The organism is Streptomyces longisporoflavus, assembly GCF_014649775.1.
Lineage (GTDB): Bacteria > Actinomycetota > Actinomycetes > Streptomycetales > Streptomycetaceae > Streptomyces > Streptomyces longisporoflavus.
In genome coordinates this window covers 193,148-213,755 of record NZ_BMTR01000014.1, presented here as the reverse complement: position 1 = coordinate 213,755, position 20,608 = coordinate 193,148, and the positions used below count along the sequence as shown (strand labels likewise).

At 70.1% G+C, this 20,608-nt stretch carries 20 protein-coding genes; 14 read left to right on the top strand and 6 right to left on the bottom strand.

From position 1 onward, the window contains the following. Positions 1 to 20: 20 nt before the first annotated feature. From IE226_RS27570 to IE226_RS27555, 4 genes are all read left to right on the top strand, one after another. Positions 21 to 1,397 carry an aspartate aminotransferase family protein gene (locus IE226_RS27570; RefSeq protein WP_190084086.1) on the top strand — a complete coding sequence of 459 codons (1,377 nt, stop codon included), beginning with the start codon at positions 21 to 23 and terminating at the stop codon, positions 1,395 to 1,397. Between the two features lie 131 nt (positions 1,398 to 1,528). Continuing rightward, on the top strand, positions 1,529 to 2,245 hold the full coding sequence (locus tag IE226_RS27565; protein WP_190084153.1) for a GntR family transcriptional regulator: 717 nt from the start codon (positions 1,529 to 1,531) through the stop codon (positions 2,243 to 2,245). Then, the gene (locus IE226_RS27560) at positions 2,242 to 4,668 is read left to right on the top strand and encodes a dolichyl-phosphate beta-glucosyltransferase (protein ID WP_190084085.1); all 2,427 of its coding nucleotides are present in this window, start codon (positions 2,242 to 2,244) and stop codon (positions 4,666 to 4,668) included. Before IE226_RS27565 ends, IE226_RS27560 begins: the two co-directional genes overlap by 4 nt. A gap of 119 nt (positions 4,669 to 4,787) precedes the next feature. Then, a complete protein-coding gene (locus tag IE226_RS27555; protein WP_190084084.1) occupies positions 4,788 to 5,438 on the top strand; it encodes a putative DNA-mimic protein in 651 nt (216 codons plus the stop codon). An 89-nt stretch (positions 5,439 to 5,527) separates the two neighbouring features. On the opposite strand, the gene IE226_RS27550 is transcribed toward IE226_RS27555, so the two are convergent. After that, the gene (locus IE226_RS27550; RefSeq protein ID WP_190084083.1) at positions 5,528 to 6,283 is read right to left on the bottom strand and encodes an SLATT domain-containing protein; all 756 of its coding nucleotides are present in this window, start codon (positions 6,281 to 6,283) and stop codon (positions 5,528 to 5,530) included. A 273-nt stretch (positions 6,284 to 6,556) separates the two neighbouring features. Between IE226_RS27550 and IE226_RS27545 the strand changes: the two genes are divergently transcribed. From IE226_RS27545 to IE226_RS27535, 3 genes are all read left to right on the top strand, one after another. After that, positions 6,557 to 6,898, top strand: a complete 342-nt coding sequence (locus IE226_RS27545; RefSeq protein ID WP_190084082.1) for a YbaB/EbfC family nucleoid-associated protein — start codon at positions 6,557 to 6,559, stop codon at positions 6,896 to 6,898. A gap of 97 nt (positions 6,899 to 6,995) precedes the next feature. Beyond that, positions 6,996 to 7,595, top strand: a complete 600-nt coding sequence (gene recR, locus IE226_RS27540; protein WP_030781910.1) for a recombination mediator RecR — start codon at positions 6,996 to 6,998, stop codon at positions 7,593 to 7,595. Further along, on the top strand, positions 7,588 to 8,340 hold the full coding sequence (locus IE226_RS27535; protein ID WP_229871573.1) for a DUF5063 domain-containing protein: 753 nt from the start codon (positions 7,588 to 7,590) through the stop codon (positions 8,338 to 8,340). Before recR ends, IE226_RS27535 begins: the two co-directional genes overlap by 8 nt. A 34-nt stretch (positions 8,341 to 8,374) precedes the next feature. On the opposite strand, the gene IE226_RS27530 is transcribed toward IE226_RS27535, so the two are convergent. The 3 genes from IE226_RS27530 to IE226_RS27520 are packed head-to-tail and all read right to left on the bottom strand — an operon-like array spanning position 8,375 to position 10,338. Continuing rightward, a complete protein-coding gene (locus IE226_RS27530; protein ID WP_190084081.1) occupies positions 8,375 to 9,544 on the bottom strand; it encodes a hypothetical protein in 1,170 nt (389 codons plus the stop codon). Next, positions 9,474 to 9,893: a PadR family transcriptional regulator gene (locus IE226_RS27525; RefSeq protein WP_190084080.1), complete on the bottom strand. Its 420-nt coding sequence runs from the start codon at positions 9,891 to 9,893 to the stop codon at positions 9,474 to 9,476. The genes IE226_RS27530 and IE226_RS27525 overlap by 71 nt, the downstream gene beginning before the upstream one ends. A 46-nt stretch (positions 9,894 to 9,939) precedes the next feature. Then, complete coding sequence (locus IE226_RS27520; RefSeq protein WP_229871572.1) at positions 9,940 to 10,338, bottom strand: hypothetical protein; 399 nt, start codon at positions 10,336 to 10,338, stop codon at positions 9,940 to 9,942. An 84-nt stretch (positions 10,339 to 10,422) separates the two neighbouring features. Here IE226_RS27520 and IE226_RS27515 point away from each other — a divergent pair, with 84 nt between their 5' ends. The 7 genes from IE226_RS27515 (at position 10,423) to IE226_RS27485 (ending at position 17,787) form a co-directional block, all read left to right on the top strand. After that, positions 10,423 to 11,217: a helix-turn-helix domain-containing protein gene (locus IE226_RS27515; protein WP_229871571.1), complete on the top strand. Its 795-nt coding sequence runs from the start codon at positions 10,423 to 10,425 to the stop codon at positions 11,215 to 11,217. Beyond that, positions 11,214 to 11,465: a DUF397 domain-containing protein gene (locus tag IE226_RS27510; protein WP_190084077.1), complete on the top strand. Its 252-nt coding sequence runs from the start codon at positions 11,214 to 11,216 to the stop codon at positions 11,463 to 11,465. Before IE226_RS27515 ends, IE226_RS27510 begins: the two co-directional genes overlap by 4 nt. 269 nt (positions 11,466 to 11,734) lie before the next feature. After that, positions 11,735 to 12,844, top strand: coding sequence for a hypothetical protein (locus IE226_RS27505; protein WP_229871570.1), 1,110 nt, complete (start codon positions 11,735 to 11,737; stop codon positions 12,842 to 12,844). 291 nt (positions 12,845 to 13,135) lie between these two features. Then, positions 13,136 to 14,407: an aspartate kinase gene (locus IE226_RS27500; protein ID WP_190084076.1), complete on the top strand. Its 1,272-nt coding sequence runs from the start codon at positions 13,136 to 13,138 to the stop codon at positions 14,405 to 14,407. Next, a complete protein-coding gene (locus IE226_RS27495; RefSeq protein WP_190084075.1) occupies positions 14,404 to 15,459 on the top strand; it encodes an aspartate-semialdehyde dehydrogenase in 1,056 nt (351 codons plus the stop codon). The genes IE226_RS27500 and IE226_RS27495 overlap by 4 nt, the downstream gene beginning before the upstream one ends. A 361-nt stretch (positions 15,460 to 15,820) precedes the next feature. Continuing rightward, entirely contained in the window at positions 15,821 to 16,480 is a 660-nt protein-coding gene (locus tag IE226_RS27490; RefSeq protein ID WP_190084074.1) for a SigE family RNA polymerase sigma factor, read from the top strand. Further along, the gene (locus IE226_RS27485; RefSeq protein ID WP_229871569.1) at positions 16,477 to 17,787 is read left to right on the top strand and encodes a hypothetical protein; all 1,311 of its coding nucleotides are present in this window, start codon (positions 16,477 to 16,479) and stop codon (positions 17,785 to 17,787) included. Before IE226_RS27490 ends, IE226_RS27485 begins: the two co-directional genes overlap by 4 nt. A gap of 60 nt (positions 17,788 to 17,847) precedes the next feature. Here IE226_RS27485 and IE226_RS27480 read toward each other — a convergent pair whose 3' ends face one another. Both IE226_RS27480 and IE226_RS27475 read right to left on the bottom strand, forming a co-directional pair. Next, a complete protein-coding gene (locus IE226_RS27480; protein ID WP_190084073.1) occupies positions 17,848 to 18,702 on the bottom strand; it encodes an SURF1 family protein in 855 nt (284 codons plus the stop codon). A 96-nt stretch (positions 18,703 to 18,798) separates the two neighbouring features. Then, positions 18,799 to 20,574: a S9 family peptidase gene (locus tag IE226_RS27475; RefSeq protein ID WP_229871579.1), complete on the bottom strand. Its 1,776-nt coding sequence runs from the start codon at positions 20,572 to 20,574 to the stop codon at positions 18,799 to 18,801. Positions 20,575 to 20,608 lie beyond the last annotated feature (34 nt).

Sequence of the window (20,608 nt, the reverse complement as noted above, 5' to 3'; positions counted from 1 at the left end):
GGACATTTACCCTCGCCCACATGACCCCTCTGACCCCTCAGCCGAACCCGAACCCCCAGGTCGGCGCCGCCGTAAAGGCAGCAGACCGCGCCCACGTGTTCCACTCCTGGTCCGCACAGGAGCTGATCGACCCCCTCGCCGTAGCAGGCGCCGAGGGCTCGTACTTCTGGGACTACGAAGGCAACCGCTACCTCGACTTCACCAGCGGCCTCGTCTTCACGAACATCGGATACCAGCACCCGAAGGTCGTCGCCGCGATCCAGAAGCAGGCGGCGGAGATGACGACCTTCGCCCCCGCCTTCGCCGTGGAAGCCCGCTCCGAGGCCGCACGCCTCATCGCCGAGCGCACCCCCGGCGACCTGGACAAGATCTTCTTCACCAACGGCGGCGCGGAAGCCGTGGAGAACGCGACCCGCATGGCGCGCGTCCACACCGGCCGTCCCAAGGTCCTCTCCGCCTACCGCTCGTACCACGGCGCCACCTCCGCCGCGATCAACCTCACCGGCGACCCCCGCCGCTGGGCCTCGGACAACGGCACGGCCGGCGTCGTCCACTTCTGGGCGCCGTTCCTCTACCGCAGCCCCTTCTACGCCGAGAACGAGCAGCAGGAGTGCGAGCGCGCCCTCCAGCACCTTGAGGACACCATCGCCTTCGAGGGCCCGCAGACCATCGCGGCGATCATCCTGGAAACCATCCCCGGCACGGCGGGCATCATGACCCCGCCGCCCGGCTACCTCTCCGGCGTACGCGAGATCTGCGACCGCCACGGCATCGTCTTCATCCTGGACGAGGTGATGGCGGGCTTCGGCCGTACCGGCAAGTGGTTCGCCGCGGACCACTTCGACGGCGGCATCGTGCCCGACCTCCTCACCTTCGCGAAGGGCGTGAACTCCGGTTACGTCCCGCTCGGCGGTGTCGCGATCTCCTCCGCCATCGCCGAGACGTTTGCCCGCAGGCCCTACCCCGGCGGTCTGACGTACTCCGGTCACCCCCTGGCCTGCGCGGCCGCCGTGGCGACGATCAACGCCATGGCGGACGAGGGCATCGTCGAGAACGCGGCCCGCGTCGGCGCGGAGATCATCGCCCCCGGCCTCGCGGAGCTCGCCGAGCGGCACCCGAGCGTCGGCGAGGTCCGCGGCCTCGGCATGTTCTGGGCCCTTGAGCTGGTCAAGGACAAGCAGACCCGCGAGCCGCTGGTCCCGTACAACGCCGCGGGCGAGGCGAACGCCCCGATGGCCGCGTTCGGCGCCGCCGCGAAGAAGCAGGGCCTGTGGCCCTTCATCAACATGAACCGCACCCACGTGGTCCCCCCGTGCAACATCACGGACACGGAGGCCAAGGAGGGCCTCGCGGCGCTGGACGCAGCGCTGACGGAGGCGGACAAGCACACGGTGTAATCGTCTCCCCGTCGGGCCCCCGCCGCCGGGCGTCGCGAACCGGACGCCCGGGGGCCGGGAACCCCGACCGCGTAGTCTGACGTGCTCGTAAGCAAGTGACGACCATCGAGACGACCCCGGGGGACCCCCAGATGCCCGGCACCGACGGCCCCGCCGTCATCCGCAGCACTCTGCGCCAGCAGATCGCCGACGCGCTGCGTGACGAGATCCTCGGCGGTCGTCTGGAGCCGGGTCAGGAGTTCACGGTCAAGGAGATCGCCGAACAGTACGGCGTCTCCGCGACCCCCGTCCGCGAAGCCCTGGTGAACCTCGCCGCGCAGGGCCTCCTCGACGCCGACCAGCACCGCGGCTACCGCGTCCACGAGCACTCCCTCGCGGACTACCGCGGCATGCTGGAGGCCCGCGGCCTCGTCGCCGACGGCATCTTCCGCGACCTCCTGCGCAAGGGCACCCCGCTGGGACCCAAGGGCCCGGAGGAAGCTTCCGCCGCACTCCTGTCCGTACGCCGCCGCGGCGAGGAAGCGGCGCGCGCCGCCTGCGCGGGCGACCTGAACGTCCTCATCGGCTACGACCTGCGCTTCTGGCGCGAGCTCAGCGCCCTCTTCGGCAACCCCTACCTCTCGGACTTCCTGCACCGCATCCGCGTCCAGTCCTGGGTCTGCGCCGTCACCTACCTGCGCCGCGCCGTCGAACGCGGCGACGGCGACCTGCGCGGCGCCCTGTGGGCCCGGCACATCGAGCTCGTCGACGCCCTCACGCACCGCGACCCCGAGGCCGCGCACCGGATCATCGACGAGTACAACGCCCACTCACTCGCCCTCATCGAGCGTCTCGCGGCGGCCGCATGAGCGTGGACCTGACCGTCGTCGTCCCCGCCTACAACGAGGAACGGCGCCTGGCACCCACGCTCGCCGCGATCCGGGCGTATCTCGACGCGGGCTACGCGGACGGCGACCGCACCCGGTGGGAACTGATCGTCGTGGACGACGGCTCCACCGACGGCACCCTGGACGTCGCGGCCGACGCCGAGGCCGCCGACTCCCGCGTCCAGCTGATCCACTCCGACCGCAACCTCGGCAAGGGCCACGCCCTGCGCCTGGGCGTCCTGGCCTCCCGCGGCGACCGCGTACTGATCACGGACGCCGATCTGGCCACCCCCATCGAGGAACTGGAGTGCCTCGACAAGGCGCTCGCCGACGGCCACACGGCGGCGATCGGCTCCCGCGCGGGTGCCGACGCCACCATCGAGGCCCACCAGCACCGCCTGCGCGAACTCCTCGGCCGTACCGGCAATTTCCTGATACGAACGGTCGCCGTCCCCGGAGTCCGCGACACCCAGTGCGGATTCAAGCTCTTCGACGGCGACCGTGCCCGTGAGGCCTTCGCCGCGTCCCGCCTGCGCGGCTGGGGCATAGACGTCGAGATATTGCAGTACTTCCGCCGCTCCGGCTGGCCCGTCGCCGAGGTGCCGGTGCGCTGGGCGCACCAGGAGGGCTCGAAGGTCCGCCCGTTCGACTACGTGAAGGTCCTCGCCGAACTGACCTCGCTGAAGGCCCGTAGCGTCCGCCCGGCGGATCTGCTCGTGACGGCGCTCTTCCTGGCCATGGCGGTCGTCCTCTACTCGGGCCGCCTGGTCGCACCCGGCGACCGCTATCTCCCCGACTCCCTCCAGGACCAGAACCAGTGGGAGTGGTTCTTCGCGGTGACGGCGGACAACGTCCGCCACCTCCAGAACCCCCTCTTCACGCACCTCCAGAACTTTCCCGACGGCGTGAACCTCATGGCCAACACGGTCATGCTCGGCCTCTCCGTCCCCTTCGCCCCCGTGACCTGGCTCTTCGGCCCGGCGGTCGCCCTGAACGCGGCGATGACGCTGGGCCTGGCCGCGACCGGGGTCGCGTGGTACCGGCTGATCCGCAAGCGTCTCGTACGGCACCGGGGCGCGGCGGTTGTCGGCGCGGCGCTCGCCGCGTTCGCGCCACCGATGATCAGCCACGCCCACGCGCACCCGAACTTCATGGTCCTGTTCATGATCCCGCCGATCATCGACAGGGCCCTGCGGCTCTGCGAGGGCACCCGGCCCGTGCGCGACGGGGTCGTGCTCGGGCTCTTCACCGCGTACCAGATCTTCCTCGGCGAAGAGCCGCTGCTGCTCGCCGCGATGGGCATGCTGCTGTTCGCGGCGGCGTACGGCCTGGCGCGCAGGGATGTGGCGAGGGACGCGTTCCGTCCGCTGGCGCGCGGCCTCGGGGTGGCCGTCGCGGTCACCGTCCCGCTGGTCGCCTTCCCGCTCTACTGGCAGTTCTTCGGGCCGCAGAGCTACACGAGCGTGCTGCACGGCGACAACGCCGGCAACAGTCCGCTCGCGCTCCTCTCCTTCGCGGAACGCTCGCTCGCGGGCAACGAGGAGACCGCGAACGCCCTCGCCCAGAACCCCACCGAGCAGAACGCCTTCTACGGCTGGCCGCTTGCCGCGCTCGCCTTCGCCGTCGTCGTACGGCTCTGGGAGCGGGCGGTGGTGAAGGCCCTGGCCTTTACGGTCCTCGCGGCGGCGGTCCTCTCGCTGGGCCCCGAGTTCCGCATTCCTCTGACGGACATCGTGCTGCCGGGCCCGTGGGCGCCCCTTTCGCACGCGCCCCTCTTCGAGTCGGTCATCGAGTCGCGGGTGGCGATGGTCTGCGCTCCGGCGCTCGGCATGCTGCTCGCGCTGGCACTCGACCGCCTCCTCGCCCCGGGGCACAGGATGACGGCGGCGCGGTACGCGGGCGTGGCCGCGGTCGCCCTCGCGCTTCTGCCGATCGTGCCCGCGCCGCTGCGTGCGGTGGAGCGGGCCGAGCCCCCGGCGTTCATCGCCGACGGGACCTGGCGGAAGTACCTGGGCGAGGGCGAGTCCCTCGTGCCGATACCGCTGCCGGACCCGGCAGGCGCGGAGGCGCTGCACTGGCAGACCACCGCCGGCCTGGGCTTCAGCCTGCCCGGCGGCTACTTCAACGGGCCGTGGGGCCCGGACCGCATCGGCATCTACGGCGCCCCGCCCCGCAACACCTCGAACCTCCTGCGCGACGTCCGCTCGTCGGGCCGTGCCCCGCAGCTCACGGACGCGTGGCGCGAGGCCGCGCGCGAGGATCTGACGTACTGGAAGGCGGGCGTCCTGGTCCTCGCTCCCCAGGAGCACGACGACGCACTGCGGGAGACGGTGGAGGAACTCCTTGACCGGCCCGGAAAGTGGGTAGACGGGGTGTGGATCTGGGATCTGCACGGGGGCAGCTAGCGGGCGTCCGCCCGGACTACGCTGCCTGAACGCGAGGAACGTCCGATGTCCGACATCAGCCGGACCCGAGCCCGACGTGAGCCCGGCTTACGCCCGACCTTCTGACCTGAGGAGCCCCCTTGGCCTGTGACCTGTGGCTGGTCCCGCTCGTCGACGTGCTGTGCCACAGCCCCGACAATCCGTTCGCGGAGGAGATCGCGGTCTACGACAAGGCGCTGCACGAAGCAGGACTGCCGTCCGTCCCCGTCTTCGCCTATATGCCCGGCCTGTCCGGGGACGTGGCCCCGGTGGCCGGCTTCGACTACGACGCGCTGCATTTCCTGCGCCGGGCCTACCTGCTCCAGGTCTGCGGCCTTGAGGTCACGCCGGTGGACGAACTGGGCGGGGACTACGAGCAGTTGCTGGAGATGTTCGACTCGACCGCCCAGCAGTCGCACCTGGTCTGGCATTACGACCACGCGGGGGCGTATGTCCCCGTGGACTTTCCCGCCCCTCTCTCGAACGACGAACTCCTCTCGGGGGGCGGCCCGCTCGGCTCGTCCCACGCGCTTTTGCGGGAGCTGGAATTCGTGGCCCCCTCGATCGGCATCGACGCGGCGAACCCGCCGCGCCCTCCGACCCCGCCCGAGGCCCCCACATCCCTGGAGGAACCGGCGGCCCCGGCTCCCCCCGACGACAGCCCCTTCGCGCGAGAACGCCATGTATGGCTGGGCCTGCACGCGGCCACGACCCGGAGCCTGGCGCAGGGCTCGATGATCATCTACAGCTGATGCGCGGGGGAAAATTCAGCCCGGCCGGCGTTTGAGGCCATCTTTTCGGGGGGTCCAGGGGGCGAAGCCCCATGGTCCTCACCTGGTCCTCACCGAGGCTCGGGCGGACGCTGCCGAGGCATGTTCGGCCGGGCCCCCGGCGGCAAAGGGGCCCGCGCGGGGAGGGGACTCCCTGCCTCCCCCCGGGAGGCAGGGACCGCCGCCTGCATGGAGAGCGGCGCGGGCCCGGAGCGGAACTCCACCATCCAGTCCGCCGTCTCCGCCCGCACCAGCTCCGTCACTTCCTCGGAGAACCGCCGCAGCACCCCGAGACACCGCTCGGCCGCCTCACTTGCAGTCCCCTCGGTGGGCCCGAGAACCTCCCGGACACTCTCCGACGCCCAGTCGAACTGGAGCGCCTGAAGCCGCCGCTGCACGGCCTGCGCGGTGGCCATGTCCCGCATCCACCCGGACGTGAGCCCGAAGAAACGGTCACACCCCACGCACGCGGCCCCCGCGAGCAGCGAGACGAACCCCCACGTGGCAACACCCTGCACCGCCCCCGCCAGATCGAGCAGCGGAAGCACCCCCGCGCCCACGGCCCCCGCCGCCGCCCCGAAACGAGCGAGCCGCGCCCCGCGCCGCTTCCACGCCCGGTCGGACAGATACCACCGCACGGTGTCGAGCGCCCCCTGCTCCACCCACCGGTACAGCTCGTCGAGCCGCTGCGCGGGCTCTCCCCAGTCGCCGAGCGGGAAGGGCCGCCCCGCCAGATCTCCGAGCCGGGAGACGTCCTGCTGCGCACCCGCCCCGGCACCCTGCCCCTCGCGGGGTGCCCCCTCGGGTTGCATCTCCGGCTGGCTCACCCGGCACTCCCCTCCCTACTACCTCTACGTGCGACTGAAGTCATGCGCAGCCCCAGTCCTACCGCCCAATGGGTGGCCGGGAGGCCGGATTCGCGGTATTTCCGCCCGGAAGAGGCGCTTGATCAGGTATAGGAAGACGGCTGACCTCACTCGAAAGAGTGCTGGGGCGATGGCTCCCCCGACCACGTAGGCTCGTTCCAGGTGGAATATCCACCGTAAATACCCGCACAGACCATCCCAGAACACCCAGAACATTCGAGACAGGAGCTGATCGTGATCCCCGGTGGTGGCCAGCCCGACATGCAGCAGCTGCTCCAGCAAGCCCAGAAGATGCAGCAGGACCTCGCGACCGCGCAGGAAGAGCTCGCGCGCACCGAGGTGGAAGGCCAGGCGGGCGGCGGGCTCGTCAAGGCGACGGTCACCGGCTCCGGCGAGCTGCGCGGCCTGGTGATCGACCCCAAGGCGGTCGACCCGGAGGACACCGAGACCCTCGCGGACCTGGTCGTCGCGGCAGTCCAGGCGGCGAACGAGAACGCGCAGGCGCTCCAGCAGCAGAAGCTGGGCCCGCTCGCGCAGGGCCTGGGCGGCGGGGGCATCCCCGGCCTCCCCTTCTAGCGGCCGCCCGGCCTTCCCTTCTAAGAGGGCCGGAGGCCAACTACCGTACGTACCAGAGCGTGATACCCCGACAAGAGCAGGACAGGAAAGGCACCCCGTGTACGAAGGCGTGGTTCAGGACCTCATCGACGAGCTGGGCAGGCTGCCCGGCGTCGGTCCCAAGAGCGCGCAGCGGATCGCCTTCCACATCCTGCAGGCGGAGCCGACGGACGTACGCCGCCTCGCGCACGCCCTCCTTGAGGTGAAGGACAAGGTCCGCTTCTGCGCGACCTGCGGCAACGTCGCGCAGGAAGAGCTCTGCAACATCTGCCGCGACCCGCGCCGCGACCTCAGCGTCATCTGCGTCGTCGAGGAGCCGAAGGACGTCGTGGCGATCGAGCGTACGCGCGAGTTCCGGGGGAAATACCACGTACTGGGCGGGGCGATCAGCCCCATCGAGGGCGTCGGCCCGGACGACCTGCGGATACGGGAACTGCTCGCGCGCCTGGCCGACGGCACGGTCACCGAGCTGATCCTCGCCACGGACCCCAACCTGGAGGGAGAGGCCACAGCGACGTACCTCGCGCGCATGATCAAGCCCATGGGCCTGAAGGTCACCCGCCTGGCCAGCGGCCTCCCTGTCGGGGGAGATCTGGAATACGCGGACGAGGTCACCCTGGGCCGCGCCTTCGAGGGGAGACGACTCCTAGATGTCTGAGAAGCAGCCTGAGAAGTCCACGACTTCCATGAAGCCGACGTCCACGAAGCCGACGTCCACGAAGCCAACGTCCGAGCCGCAGCCGGAAGAGACAGTCCTCCTGCACGCCGCCGCCCAGGACCCGGATTCCTTCGCGGTGCAGATCTCGGACCAGATCGAGAGCTTCATCGTCGCGGTGACGGAGGTGGCCAAGGGCGACGAGCCGGACTCGGCGATCCCCTTCCTCCTCCTCGAAGTCTCCCAACTCTGCCTCGCGGGCGGACGTCTGGGCGCCCACGAGGACATCGTCCCCGACGAGCGCTACGAGCCCGACCTGGGCCCGGAGCGCGACGTGGACGACCTGCGCGAACGCCTGGCCGCCATGCTGGAGCCGATCGACGTCTACTCCGAGGTCTTCGACCCGTACGAACCCCGCAAGGCGCCGGTCGCCTGCCGTATCTCGGACGACCTCGCCGATGTCGTCGCCGACCTCTCCCACGGCCTCGCGCACTACCGCGCGGGCCGCACGACAGAGGCCCTGTGGTGGTGGCAGTTCTCGTACTTCTCGAACTGGGGCTCCACGGCCTCGGGTGCCCTGCGGGCCCTCCAGTCCCTGGTGGCCCACATCCGCCTGAACCAGCCCCTCGAAGACCTCGACGGCCTGGACACGGACGAGGACTTGGCCGACGACGCCCTCGCCGAAGCAGCCGGCAAGGTCATGGCAGAGGAGATCGCCGGGCCCCTGGGCCTGCGCTCGGTGCAGTAACCGACCCTGTCCGGGGCCGCCACCGCCGCCCGGATCAGGCCCTGCCGTCTATGCCGCCTGTGCTGCCCGCGTTGCTCGCCCCGTCCGTGCCACCCGCGCGGGCGGGGCGCAGCTTCTGCCACAGGGTCCGCGTCGTCGTGACCCAGGCCCATGCGCCGGCGACCAGCACGGCGACCTTGGCCCAGAACCAGAGCGACGAGAACTGCGGATCGCTGACGAGGTCGACGCCCCACCAGATGAGCCCCCCGGTGAACAGGACGGTGGGCACCACCTCGGCCCGTGCCGCACGCCGTGGCTTCTGAGGCCCTTCGCTGAGCCGTAGCGCGTAGACCTCGACGTCCCCGAACTCTTCCGCCGCACGTCCGCCCGAAGCCGCGAGATGGTCCCGCGCCTCGGCCACGCACCGGGCGGCCTCCGCCGCGGACACCCTGTGCCGCCCGCGCAGCAACGCGGAGAACCGCGCCAGCCAGGCCTCGTCGTCGTCCGCCCGTATCCCCTCGGAAGGCACGGCCTTCCGGTCGCGGAACCAGCGCCCGACGCGAGCAGGAGAGAGATTCCACCCCAGCACGGCCAGCAGCACGCCGACGACGAACAACGCCGGGGCCGGGACGCTCACTTGGGGCCCGCGCGGTATGACGGTGAACCCCGCCGCGCACGCCAGGACGAGCACCGCGGCGCAGACGCCGGCCACTCTCCCCGCCCGCAGCCGCCCCGCCGCCCGCAGCTCCGGAACGACACCGGTGACGAGCACCATGAGCGCCGTGAGCAGCAGGCCCGCACCACCCGTGGCCCAGCCGACATCGATCCAGAGCCCGCCGCTCACCCACAACACGACGCCGAACAGGAAGACCTGCCCACCGGCCATCAGCAACGAGCTGGTGAACCGGTCACCGGCGGCGAAGCCCTCCAGGTCGACGGAGCTGCGGTGCGCCTCGTCGATCCGCTCTGCGGCCACCGTCTCCGCATACGCGGCGGGGTCGCCGAAGACCTCCCTGACCGGTATCCCCGCCTCGGCGGCAGTCAGCCGGGCTTCCTCAAGCACCTGCTCGGCGAGCCCGTCCGGCGGCGAGTGCTCGACGGCCAACGTGAGCTCGAACTCGGCGGCCCACCTCGCGTCATCGCCGCTGGCCCAGTCAGCCTTCTGCTCTTGCTCCCGCCTCTGCTCCTGCTTTTGTTTCTGCGACCTGCCGTCCGTGCGCATCATCGTGTTCCCCCGGTTCTCCCTGATCTCCTGCACCGGCCAAGGCCGTCACCACACCGTCGAAGTCGCGCCAAGCGCGGTACTCCACGACCAGCCGCTCGCGCCCCGCGTCCGTGAGGCTGTAGTACTTCCGCCCGGGCCCGCCCTCGCCCGCACTCCAGCGGATGGCGACGGCGCCTTCCTCCTCCAGCCTGGTCAGGGCCGGATAGAGGGTGGCCGCCTTGGCATTGGCCAACCCGGCCGCGCTCAAGTCCTGAAGCAGCGCGTACCCATAACTCTCTCCTCGCTCCAACATCCCGAGCAGGCACAACGGCAACGCCGCCCGCAGCCACGCGGAACTGACCTCCGCCATGTGCCCCGCCTTCCCGACTAGTTGAGTTTTCAGAATAGTCCAGAACTCAGACATCCACCACCCCCAGCGCCGCCAGCAACCGCTCCGGCTCCACGTACGGCGTCGCGGGCGTCGGCTCGCTGTACCAACCCAGCGGCCACGTGTTCCCCGCCAGCGCCGGAACCCCGATGTACGTCACGGTGCGCGACATGCCGAAGCGCTGTACGCCCAGCGGCCAGGCGTGGTCCTCGACCGTGCCCGGAGCCACCAGGAAGTACATCCACCGAGCGCCGGACATCTCCCGGATGACGGGCCCGGCGTCGCCCCGCGCCTCCGCGATCAGCCGCGCCGCGACCACTTCTCCTTGTGCGCCCTGGATACGCACGGCGTCGAAATGGACGCCGGACACGCGGAGATGGTGCCCCGCCATGGGCACCCACTCGGGCCAGTGAATTGCGTTCGTCATGGCCACACGGTGCGTTGCGCGGGGCTACTCTCGGTAGTGACTGAGGGGATACACAACGCGGTGTATCCGCCGGAGGGGGTTGTTGTGTCCGTTCAGTACAACCCGACTTGGCGTTACGGCGGGAACCAGCTGAAGCGCTGGCGCACGCGGGCCAGCGTTACTCGCGAGGAGTTGGGCGCCGCCTCCAATTACTCGCCCGACACCATCAAGGCCATGGAGCAGGGCGTACGAATGCCGACCGCTCGGGTGCTGGATGCGGCCGACGAGTTGTGTCATGCGGAGGGGCTGCTGAGTGCGGCGAAGGATTATGTGAGAGCGGAGAAGTTTCCTGCTCGGGCCCAGGACTTCATGCAGTACGAGCGAGAGGCGGTCAGTCTCTGGTGGTATGAGCTCGGGCTGATCCCCGGCTTGCTCCAGACGGAGCCCTACGCGAGGGCATTGATCGGCAACCACTGTCCGCCGCTCGACGAGGAGACGGTCGAGCGGCGAGTGGCGGCGAGGCTGGAGCGACAGGAACTCCTCACTCGTACACCGCCGGTAGCGATCAGCTTTGTCGTGTACGAGGCGGCGCTCCGGGTTCCCCAGGCAGATGAGGGGCAGCTGCTGCGCCTGCTCGACATCGGGCGTCGGAACAACATCTCCGTACAGGTCCTGCCGTTTGCCCGGGTGATCTCGGCCGCCTTGCTCGGACCGATGGTGCTGCTGGAGACTCGGGATCGTGAACGCCTGGCATTCACTGAGGGGCCATCGGCGAGCGTGCTGACCTCTGAGCCCGAGGTGGTGAGTTCGCACATCGAGCGACTTAGCATGATCCGCATGGAGGCCCTCGGTACAGAGGAGTCGGCCCTCTTCATCAAGCGGATGGCGGAGGAAGCGTGAGCGAGCAGCTGACCTGGTTCAAATCGAGTTTCAGCAACTCCGAGGGTGGCGACTGCGTCGAAGTCGCCCTCGACTGGCGTAAGTCCACGTACAGCGATAGCGAAGGCGGCGCCTGCGTAGAGATAGCCCCCTGCCCCGCCGCCATCCACGTACGCGACTCCAAGCTCTCCCCGATGACCGGCCCCCGCCTGACCGTCCCGGCGCCCGCCTGGTCCGCCTTTCTCGCGTACGCCACCCGTTCTCGATAAAGCAGTTCACCCCGGAGCTCAAGCTCCGAGCCCCGGGCCCCGGACCCCGAGTCCCGAGCTCCTCCCTGGGTTGGGTTGGTAGGTAGGTAGAAACCAACCAACCGGCCCGAAAGGGGAGTTGAGCTGGTCGTCACCCTCAAGAGTGACGTTCCGTAGTCAGCTTGCGCCGCAGCGTAAAGGCGGCCTACGTTCGCGGCAATAGAACAGCCCCGGCGGTGCGCCAACACCAAACCCGGGGCCTAGTTCTACGGATCGAATGAAGGTCGACCGTGACTTACGTCAAGCGTAATCCTGTCCTGCCCTCCCCGTCCCACCCCATGGCCAAAACGGGCTACGGGAAGCGCCTTGCGGATGACGAAGAACCGCACACGGACGCGGATTTCGCGCATCTGCATCCGCGTGACGCCGATATCGCCTTCTTCGTCGATCATCTGGAAGACGGCGCGGCGATGGGCTACAAGGACCTTGCCGCAGTCCATCCCCTGTACGGCCAGCAGGCCATCCGCACTTCCCTGCGGCGGCTGACCGAGGCCGGGCATCTCCGGTGGATCAAGGAGCACCTCACCGTCGAGGACAGCTCGATGCGCTGGGTCACCCGTACGTACTGGTCGCGTATCCGCTGGTCAGAGGAGTGGTGGGCCGAGTTCGCCCGCGCCCGGCACGGGCAGGACGTCACGCACGACCACCGGTCCGGTCTCGCCCGCGCCGAGGAGCCGACCCCCGAGCCGAAGCCGACCCCGGAGCCGGAGCCGACCCCGGAGTCGGACGCCGCCCCGCCCACCGAGAACGCCGGGGCCCCGGGGGACCCCGAGCACGCCGAAACCCCCGCCTACCGCGCCCTCGCGAGCCTCCGCGCCGCCGACCGGCGCATGGCCCTCTCCGAGGGGGAGTGCAAGCAGTTGGAGTCGCGGGCGGCGGAGTGGTTGGAGCGCGGGGCCACTGCGCAGGACATCACCTTCGCCCTCACCAGCGGGCTTCCGTCCACCGTCACCAACCCGGGCGGTCTCGCCCGTACCCGATTGGAGAGCAAGATGCCTCCCAAGCCGAACCCCAAGACCCGTGGCCGCGTCCGCGTCACCCGTGCCGTCATGGTCTGCGGGCTCTGCGAAGAGCCCGAGACGTCCGTGAAGTTGATCAAGGGCATCTGCGTCGAGTGCCGGGCCGAGACGGAGTCCTGCGGCTGCGAGCAGTGCGAGGCGGACGCGGCGGCGGAAGCCCGGCGGGCCGCCCCCATCCCGGACACGTTCCTCGCCCGCCCCCGCCCCGCAGCGGACGACGCCGCAGCGGAGGACGCCGTAGTGGACGTCACCGAGCGCGTGGCGGAGCTGCGGCGCGCGGCGGGGCTTCCGGTGGGGCGCGGTGGCGTACCGACCGACTGAACACCGGGAAACCCGAGGACTACGCGGGCTGAGGCCAGGGAACACGGGGGCCACGGAACCTGTGAGACCTGTGACCCGCCCCACTTTCCGGAGTGGCCCACGGGCAAACGGGCATGTGCCAAGCCGAGCGGTCGGAACGTACGTCCCGAGCAGCGGGGCGTATGCCCGGCGATGATCACCTGGTGGGCGGGACATCTCACCATGTGATATCAGCGAGGCGAATTTCGGCCGCTCGTTAGACTGAGCCGACCGCAGCAGTGCGGTAAGAGACGGACTGAGCGAGGAGCGCACGTGAGCCTTGTCGTGCAGAAGTACGGAGGCTCCTCCGTAGCCGATGCCGAGGGCATCAAGCGGGTCGCCAAGAGGATTGTCGACGCCAAGAAGAACGGCCATCAGGTCGTTGTCGTGGTGTCCGCCATGGGTGACACGACGGATGAGTTGATCGATCTTGCCGGACAGGTATCCCCGATTCCTGCCGGGCGTGAATTCGACATGCTGCTGACCGCCGGGGAGCGGATCTCCATGGCACTTCTTGCCATGGCGATCAAAAACCTGGGTCACGCGGCCCAGTCGTTCACGGGCAGCCAGGCGGGTGTCATCACCGACTCCGTCCACAACAAAGCGCGGATCATCGATGTCACGCCGGGCCGAATCCGGAACTCGATCGACGAGGGCAACATCGCCATCGTCGCCGGATTCCAGGGTGTCAGCCAGGAGGGCAAGAACATCACCACGCTCGGGCGTGGTGGATCCGACACGACCGCTGTCGCCCTCGCGGCCGCGCTCGACGCCGAGGTCTGCGAGATCTACACGGACGTGGACGGCGTCTTCACCGCCGACCCCCGTGTGGTGAAGAAGGCCCGGAAGATCGACTGGATCTCGTTCGAGGACATGCTGGAGCTCGCGAGCTCCGGGTCCAAGGTGCTGCTCCACCGCTGTGTGGAGTACGCGCGCCGTTACAACATCCCGATTCACGTCCGCTCGTCCTTCTCGGGACTGCAGGGCACGTGGGTCAGCAACGAACCGCAAGGGGACCGCAAGGTGGAGCAGGCCATCATCTCCGGTGTCGCGCACGACACCTCGGAGGCCAAGATCACGGTCGTCGGCGTGCCGGACAAGCCGGGTGAGGCCGCCTCGATCTTCCGCGCCATCGCGGACTCCGGGGTCAACATCGACATGATCGTCCAGAACGTGTCGGCGGCCTCGACCGGTCTTACGGACATCTCGTTCACGCTGCCCAAGACCGAGGGCCGCAAGGCGATCGACGCGCTGGAGAAGACCCGCGCCGACATCGGCTTCGACTCCCTGCGCTACGACGACCAGATCGCCAAGATCTCGCTGGTCGGCGCGGGCATGAAGACGAACCCCGGCGTCACCGCCGCCTTCTTCGAGGCGCTCAGCGACGCGGGCGTGAACATCGAGCTGATCTCGACCTCCGAGATCCGCATCTCGGTCGTGACGCGCGCCGATGACGCGAACGAGTCCGTGCGTGCCGTGCACACCGCCTTCGGCCTCGACTCCGACACGGACGAGGCCGTGGTCTATGGGGGCACCGGGCGATGACCAAAAAGCCGACGCTCGCGGTCGTCGGAGCGACCGGGGCCGTCGGCGCGGTCATGCTCCAGATCCTGTCGCAACACGCCGACATCTGGGGCGAGATCCGACTCGTGGCCTCACCGCGCTCGGCCGGCCGGAAGCTGGCCGTGCGCGGTGAGGAGGTCGAGGTCCTCGCGCTTGGCGAGGACGTCTTCGACGGCGTCGACGTGGCGATGTTCGACGTGCCCGACGAGGTGAGCGAGCAGTGGGCTCCCGTCGCGGCCTCCAAGGGCGTCGTCGTCGTGGACAACTCCGCCGCCTTCCGGATGGACCCGGACGTGCCGCTGGTCGTCCCGGAGGTCAATCCGCATGCCGCGCGCGTACGCCCGCGCGGCATCGTCGCCAATCCCAACTGCACGACCCTCTCGATGATCGTGGCCGTCGGCGCGCTGCACGCCGAGTTCGGTCTGCGCGAGCTGATCGTCTCCTCGTACCAGGCCGTGAGCGGGGCGGGGCGCGATGGTGTGGACACGTTGCGGCGGCAGATGCAGCTGGTGGCCGGCTCGGAGCTCGGCACCAGCCCCGGCGACGTACGACGTGCCGTCGGGGACGACACCGGTCCCTTCCCGGAGCCCGTGGCGCTGAACGTGGTGCCGTGGGCCGGGACGCTGCGGGACGACGGGTGGTCGTCGGAGGAGATGAAGGTGCGGGACGAGTCCCGCAAGATCCTCGGCCTTCCCGATCTGAAGATCGCGGCCACGTGCGTACGCGTGCCGGTCGTGACCACGCACTCGCTGACCGTCCACGCGCGCTTCGAGGACGAGGTCACGGTGGACCGGGCCCGGGAGATCCTGGCCACCGCGCCGGGCGTGGTGCTCTTCGACAATCCGGCCGCGGGGGAGTTCCCGACGCCCGCCGATGTGGTGGGGACCGATCCCACGTGGGTGGGGCGGGTGCGGCGCGCGCTCGACGATCCGACCGCCCTGGAGCTCTTCGTGTGCGGGGACAACCTGCGCAAGGGGGCTGCCCTGAACACGGTCCAGATCGCGGAGCTGGTGGCGGGGGAGTTCACTTCTTGACGGGGCAGACTGGTATAGACCGGGCCTGACCGGGCCTGGATGGTCCCCGGCATGAAAGCGTTTGTGCGAACTGTGTAAGTTCTGTGTCCAACTTGGTGGCCAGGATCGCTTGAACTGGACCATTGCCGCGTTCGAAGATTCGCAATATTCGTCCCCGTCCACTGCAACCGGCAGCTGGGCGGGGCGCGTCTTTGCGATCGCCCTCCAGGGGTGTGACCTGAACGCTGCGAAAACTGGGCATAGGGGAAGAGCTGGTACGCATGGGGGCATTTGATGCATCGTCACCAATGGCGACGATGCCTGCCGCAAACGCGCCGCGCGATGCGTACAACCCTCCAGGGGGTAAGCGTGTCCAACAGGCGTGGCAGAGGTACTCGATTTCACAGCGGTTCAGGCGAGGAGCGCGCTCCTGCGTCCGCCTCGCCGTCCCCGTGCGCCCGCCGGCATGCCGGTGATCGCCCCCATGCCCACCACGAGATCGGCCCGCATCCCCACGCAGCGCGAGGGCGCTGAGGAGACGATGAGCGCGGGCACCACAGTCGACCACCTGACCGAGACCTACCGCGCCCACTACAGGTCGCTCCTCGGGCTTGCGGCGCTGCTTCTCGATGACACGGCCTCATGCGAGGACGTCGTGCAGGAGGCGTTCATCCGGGTGCACTCGGCGCGCAAACGCGTGCGGGACCCGGAGAAGACCCTCGCCTATCTGCGGCAGACCGTCGTGAACCTCTCGCGGTCCGCGTTGCGGCGCCGGATTCTCGGCCTCAAGCTCCTCTCGAAGCCGATGCCGGACATGGCGAGCGCGGAGGAGGGGGCGTACGACCTCCTGGAGCGGGACGAGCTGATCAAGGCCATGCGTGGTCTCCAGCGCCGCCAGCGCGAGGTCCTGGTCCTGCGGTACTTCGCGGACATGACCGAGGCGCAGGTGGCCGAGACCCTGGGCATATCGCTCGGGTCGGTGAAGGCGTACGGATCGCGGGGGATCGCGGCTCTGCGGGTCGCCATGGAGGCACCGGCATGAGCGGGCACGAGCACGAACACGATTACGGGCGTGAGCGCGATGCGCGTGAGCGTGAGGAGCGTGGGCGCGATGCGCTTGAGCGCGACGAGAACGCCGAGTTTGAGCAGCATGCTGGGGACGGAACTGTGAAGCACGGCCACGGCGAGCAGGGCGATCTGGGGGAGCGGGACGCTGCTCCGGGCGAGCAGGGGGGCGAGCCTGTGGAGTCCGCGTCTGCGGAGTCCGAGCCCGCCGAGTCCGAGTCCGCCGAGTCCGAATCCGCGTCCGAGACCACGACCGCGTCCGCGTTCGAAGGCGTCTTCGGCGGAGGCGGGGGCGGGGGCGGCGAGGAGTCCGACGAGCTGGCGCTGCGCCGGATGATGCGTTCGGCCGTCCAGGAGATCGAGCCGAACGACCACGCCCTGGAGCGGCTGCGGCACGCGGTGCCCGCGCGGCGGGCGCGCAAGCGTCAGGCCGTGGTCGGTATGGCAGCCGCCGCGCTCTTCATCGGCACCGCCATCCCCGCTCTCGTGCACGTCACGAACTCCGGCAGCGGCGCGGACGACCGGCCGTCGATAGCGGGCAACAGCGAGCAGACGCAGGGCGGCTCCGGCGAGGGCAAGGGTCCCGGCGGTGGCGAGAAGGGCGAGAGCAGCGGCTCCAGCCCCTCTAAGTCCAAGGACAAGAAAGACAAGAAGGACAAGAAGGACGGCAAGGGGAAGGGTGCGGCCAGCGACGGCGCGACAGGTGGCCCCGACCCGGCGGGTACGGAATCCGCCGACTCGCCCGCCTGTGCGGTGGACCAGCTCGGCAACGCGAGCGGTAGCGCGGGGCCGGCAGAGGCGGACGGCAAGGTGTACGGCACCTTCCGGATCGCCAACGTCTCCGGGAGCACCTGCACGGTCAGCGCCGCGGGCAGCGTGAGCACGTCGACCACGGGGGCGGCCGATCCCGCGAAGATCGGCGTCGTCGACCATGTGGCGGGCGACGCGGCCACGGGCCTGCCGGACCCGTCCCAGGCGGTCAGCTCGCTGGTCCTCGCACCGGGGGCGGCGTACGAGGTGAAGTTCGCCTGGGTGCCGTCCGAGGGGTGTCCGACCGACAGCGGTGAGCCTTCTCCCGACCCGTCGCCCACCGAAGGCGGGGGCTCGGAGGGCGGAACGCCGGACAACACCGTGCCGCAGATGGTCCGCGAGGACGGCGGCGTCGTCGAAGGCGGAGTGACGGTGTCCCTGGTGGCACCGGAGGGCTCGCCCGCTGCGGGCGCGACGATCACCAACGCGTGTGCGGGGACGGTTTACCGGACGGGGATGCTGTCGGCGTCGTAGCCGACGGCTTTCTTCCGTAGCCGGCGGCGTTCTACTGCGGCCTGCGGTGCGGGCTACGGGCTACGGGCGGGCTGGATGGCGGGCATCCGGCCCGTCTGCCGTAGCCTCCGGCCCGTCTGCCGTAGCCTCCGGCGTTGACTCCTCCGGCAGTAGTCCGAGGGCGGCGTCACGGGCGAACTCCCGCTCCCGCCGGAACAGCCGGAACCACATGAAGACCACGAAGCCCGCGAAGACGAACCACTCACCGGTGTAGCCGAGGTTCTGGAAGGCCTTGAGGTCGAGCCCGGAATTCTCCGGTGCGGTCGCCGGGACCGCCTTCATCCCGGAGTCACCCTTGTCCAGGGTGACCCAGGCGTCGTACACATCGCCAGGGACCACGTTCACCAGGGAGGCCGCGCTGATGGCGCCGAGCTGACCGGACGGCAGCCCTCCCGCCGCGCTGACCCCGTTGGAACCGGGGCTCTCGGAGGCCTGGAGCGCGCCCGTCACGGTGACCTCGCCGGAGGGCGCGGCCGGGGCCTTCGCCGCGTTCGCGTCACCGGGGAGCCAGCCGCGCACGACGGGCAGGTCCTTGCCGGTGTCGGTGCGCAGGAGCGTGAGGACGTAGTAACCGGACCTGTCGTCCAACTCCCGGTCCGGGACGAGCAGTTGCTTTCCGTACCGGCCCGAGGCCGACACCCGTTCCCCGGACGTCTCCTGGTCCACGGGGAGGAGCGAGTCCAGCGGCCTGGCCTTCGCCCGCGACTGCGCGGGCGATGCCTTCTCGTCCGCCTGCGCCTGCGCGGCGTCATGCGCCTCGACGCGGTCCTCGAACCGCCCCAGCTGCCACGACCCCATGAAGACGCAGACGGGGATGGCCAGCAGTACGAAGACGTTGATCCCCCACCATCGGGGCGTCAGCAGGAACCGGTACACACCCCCACGGTACGGGGGCACCTGCGGGAGACGGGCCGCGGGGTGTGTACCGGTTCCTGCTGTTGGGTCCGCCGGTCCGGCCGGCGAGGGCGACGGCTAGCGGAGGTGCCGCTCGGTGAAGTCCAGCTCCAGGCGCACCTGCTTGATCCGCTCGTCCACGACGAGCGAGCCGTGCCCCGCGTCGTAGCGGTACACCTCGTGCACCGCCCCGCGGGCCTTGAGCCGGTCCACGTAGTTGTCGATCTGGCGGATCGGGCAGCGCGGGTCGTTCACGCCCGCGGAGATGTAGACCGGGGCCTTGACCGCGTCCACGTACGTCAGCGGGGACGAGGCCTCGAAGCGCTCGGGGACCTCCTCGGGCGTACCGCCGAGGAGGGTGCGGTCCATGGCCTTCAGGGCCTCCATCTCGTCGTGGTACGCCGTCACGTAGTCCGCGACGGGGACCGCGGCCAGGCCGAGCGCCCATGCGTCGGGCTGGGTGCCGACGCCGAGCAGCGTGAGATACCCGCCCCAGGAGCCGCCGGCCAGGACGATGCGGGCCGGGTCCGCGAGGCCCGACGTCACCGCCCACTCCCGCACCGCCGCGATGTCCTCCAGCTCGATCAGGCCGACCCGGTGCTTGAGGGCGTCCGTCCACTCGCGGCCATACCCCGTCGAGCCGCGGTAGTTGACGCGGACCACCGCATAACCGTGGTCCACCCAGGCCGCGGGGCCCGCCGCGAACGCGTCGCTGTCGTGCCACGTCGGGCCGCCGTGGATCTCGAAGACCGTGGGGAGCGGTCCCGTCGTCCCTGCCGGCTTCTGTACGAGGGCGTGGACCCGGCCGCCGGGGCCCTCCACCCAGACGTCCTCGACCGGCACGGAGGCCGGGGCCTTCATGCCGGGCGGGTCGAGCACGACGCCGCCCGACGTCGAGCGCACGACCGGCGGCTCGGCGGCCGACGACCACAGGTACTCCACGCTGCCGTCCGGCCGTGCCGTCGCTCCCGACACCGAGCCCGCGGGCGTCTCGATCTCGATCAGCTCACTGGAGGCGAACACGTACCGGAACAGCTCGCTGCGGGCCTCGAAGCTGTGCGCGATGAGCAGGGCGGAGCCGTCCGGATACCACTCGGCGCTCACGTCGCCCGGCAGGTCGAGCGCCAGGTCCGTCTCCTTGCCCGAGGCCACGTCCCACACCATCGGCTCCCAGCGGCCGCGCCGCTGATGGCCGACGAGCAGCCGCGTGTCCCCGGCGACCGGCGCGAAGCCGAGGACTTCGAGGCCCAGCTCGACCGTGCCGCCCTCGGTGTCGTCCAGCTCGGCGACCGTCGAGCCGTCCGGCCTGATCACCCGGAGGGTGGAGTGCATCGCGTCGCCGTGCTCCGTGTGCTCGACGGCGATCAGCGAGCCGTCGTGGGAGAGGTCGCCGACGCCCGCGGACTCGCGGTGGCGGTAGATCTCGACGGGGTCGGCGCCCGGCGCTCGTACGACATGGATCGTCGAGCCGTCCTCGTCCGTGGAGCGGCCGACGACCGACATCCGACCGTCCCGCGCGAGGGCGATGCCCGCCGGATACGAGGCTTCGAGGCCCGCCACCGCGGGCTCGTCCGTGCCGCCGCCCGAGAAGAGCTGGCGCATCCATACGCCGAATTCGTCGCCGTCCGTGTCGTTGAACCACCAGATCCACTCGCCGTCCGGCGAGAGGAGGCCGTCCGTCGTGCCGTTCGGCCGGTCGGTCACCTGGCGCTGCTCGCCGGTGGCGCGGTCCCATGCGTACAGCTCGTACGTCCCCGTCGCGTTCGACACGAAGAGGGAGCGGTCAGGGGCGTCCTCGGCCCAGTCGGGCAGCGACACCCGCGGCGCACGGAACCGCTTCTCCCAGTCCGGCATCCCGACGCCATCGCCCGCGCCCTCGCCCGCACTC